The organism is Streptomyces sp. T028, assembly GCF_048159505.1.
Classification (GTDB): Bacteria; Actinomycetota; Actinomycetes; order Streptomycetales; family Streptomycetaceae; genus Streptomyces.
In genome coordinates this window covers 1-2,401 of sequence record NZ_JBLRVZ010000129.1, presented here as the reverse complement: position 1 = coordinate 2,401, position 2,401 = coordinate 1, and the positions used below count along the sequence as shown (strand labels likewise).

Annotated in this window: 3 protein-coding genes and 1 pseudogene; all 4 read right to left on the bottom strand. The window is 70.2% G+C overall.

All coding sequences use genetic code 11. From position 1 onward, the window contains the following. Positions 1–463: pseudogene (locus ACLZN2_RS50845) on the bottom strand (ATP-binding protein); the annotation flags it as partial. A 41-nt stretch (positions 464–504) separates the two neighbouring features. Then, positions 505–1,188 (bottom strand): hypothetical protein, encoded by a 684-nt coding sequence (locus ACLZN2_RS50840; protein WP_416987075.1) that lies wholly within the window; start codon positions 1,186–1,188, stop codon positions 505–507. Then, complete coding sequence (locus ACLZN2_RS50835; protein ID WP_067033593.1) at positions 1,188–1,496, bottom strand: DUF6112 family protein; 309 nt, start codon at positions 1,494–1,496, stop codon at positions 1,188–1,190. Before ACLZN2_RS50835 ends, ACLZN2_RS50840 begins: the two co-directional genes overlap by 1 nt. A 213-nt stretch (positions 1,497–1,709) precedes the next feature. Further along, on the bottom strand, positions 1,710–2,401 hold a 692-nt coding region (locus tag ACLZN2_RS50830; RefSeq protein ID WP_416987074.1), incomplete at its 5' end, for a C40 family peptidase.

Genomic DNA, 2,401 nt, shown 5'->3' with positions numbered 1-2,401 from the left:
GGCCCACCTTGACGATGCGCCGCACCGCCGTAGCGATGTCCAGGTTCGCGGCTTTGAAGAGGCCATCGGAGAGGGCGTCGACCACTTCGATGGCGACGGTGGTGAAGGCGATCGCGGTGAAGGCGAACAGCACGCCGGTGGCGGTGCCGGTGAATGCCTGGGTGAGGGCCTGGCCGTCGCGGCGGATCGCGGCGCGCACGAGCTGGGCGCAGAAGGTGGCGACGAGGACGATCAGGCCGATCGGCAGGATCATCTCGTAGTTGTCGCGGAACCATCCGGCGTTCAGGTCGACCTTGGTGGTGGTGTTGACCGCCTCGGCGGCCAGGTCGGCAGCGGCGGCGGCGAGTTCGCCGGCGCTCTTGGCCATCCAGTTGCCGATGGCCTCGCCGGGGTTGGAGGCGAAGTCGACCGCGTCGCCGACGGCGCAGAGTTTGTCCGCGAGGGGGAGGTCACAGAAGCCCAAAGGGGAGTCACCCCTCCTTTCTCAGGTGGGCTCGGGGCACGTCAGGGCACGACGCGGGGAGCGATGGAGACCAGGGAGCAGTTCGCGTTGGGGCGGCACTGCACGGCGAGGGTGATCGAGCGGTCCTCAGCGCCGGCACCGCCCTGCTTCCAGACGATCTGCTGCTTGCCGGTGACGGTGACGGCGTAGATATACGCTTCGGTGATCGCCGACGGGTCGTCGGCCAGGGCCTGCTTGAACGCCGAGGGGTAGTGGGCCTCGGACACGGTGGCGGTGGCGTACTGGTCCTGATCGGCCATCCGCGACCACAGCACCGGATCCGGCACCTGCGCGGCGATCGACGGCCAGTCGGCGTACTTGGTCTCCGCCGTCAGCCACGCCTTCATCCCGGCGAGCTGCTCACTGCGGCTGGTGGTCCGGGTGTCGTAGGACCACACCATCTCGGCGGCTGCCTTGGCGAACGCGACCGGGTCCGCGAGCGGCGGAGGCTTGGCCACCGAACCGGCCCCGGCCGACGCCGTCAGACCGACGGACGCTGAGGCGGTGCTGCTTGCTCCGGTCGGAGTGCGGGTGTGGCTGGCGCTGTTGCTGGTGCGCCCGGTGAACAGGGCCACGGTGGCGGCGAGGGCGAGCAGCATGGTGAGGCCGATCGCGATGACCGTGATGCGCTGCCGGGTGGACCAGCCGAGGCCGTAGCCGGACAGGGAGGGAAGTCGTTTCGGCATCAGTGGACTTGCGACCCCAGGGCGGAGAAGAACGCGACGATGCCGTTGGCGGCACCGAGGCCGAGTGCGGCGCCGGCCGAGACGACGGCGCCCTTCTTGCCGTTGGCCTCGGCCTGGTGGCCGCCGGTGTGGTGGCCCCAGGCCCACACGCCGAGCGAGACGGCCAGTGCGCCGACCACGGCGACGATCGCGAACAGGTTGATCGAGTTGACGACGTTCTTCAGCACGGCCAGGCCAGGCAGGCCACCACCCGAGGGCGTGATGCCGGGGTCGTAGGCCAGGTACTGCACGGTGTCGAGCAGATGCAAAGGTGCTCCTTGCGCGCGCCGAAGCGACGCGCGAATGACAAGAGAAGGGGTGAGGGAAGCGGACGAGCGGCTCGGTCCTGCCGATGGGCCGTCTCCAGGGGCGTGAGGGAGCGGCTCAGGCGGCGGCGACCTCGCTCGGGTGCCGGGGCCAGTCGTGCCGGTGCTGTGCTGGTGAGACGAGCACGCGGGGGCTGCGCGCCCCGGCGGGCGGAATCAGATGACGCGGCGGGCGGCGAGGATGTCCCAGTCCGCCAGCGGCGTGATTCGAACAGGCTTTCCAGTCCGGGGTGCCTCGATCGCGAGACCCGAGCCTATGTACATGCCGACGTGCTCGGGGCGGTCGGCTGTGCCGCGGGAGAAGATCAGGTCACCGGGCTTCAGCGCCTTGGGGGAGACGGCCTTGCCCTCGTTGACCTGCGTGTACGTGGTGCGGGTGAGCGTGATGCCGGCGTGCGCGTACGCCTGCTGGGTCAGCGAGCTGCAGTCACAGCGGCCCATCGGGTCCGGGCCGTGCGGCGCGGTGCAGGCGCCGCCCCACTGGTACATCGTGCCGAGCTGCTCCATCGCCCACGCGATCGCCTTGCGCGCCTTCGGATCGGCGTCCTTGGGGATCGAGTAGCCCTTCGGGACCGAGCCTTCGGGGATGGTGCCGTCCTCGGAGCCGTCCTCGGTCGCCGTGCAGGACGCGGTGCTGGGGGTAGTGTCCGTGTCCGTGCCGGAGGCGTCGGGGAAGGTGGCGGCGATCGCCTTCTGTAGGGCGGTTGCCAGGGGTTCCCACTGGGCGTAGGCGTCGGGGTAGGCGGAACGCTGCACGGCCTGGGCGGCCTGGGTGACGGTCATTTGCTGCCAGCCGTCCACCGCGAGCAGGTGCTTGTAGAACTGGGTGGAGGCGTAGACGGGGTCGT

Bases quoted from the DNA above. Each gene is read 5' to 3' on its own strand.
- ACLZN2_RS50840 (WP_416987075.1), bottom strand. From the start codon at position 1,188: ATGCCGAAACGACTTCCCTCCCTGTCCGGCTACGGCCTCGGCTGGTCC.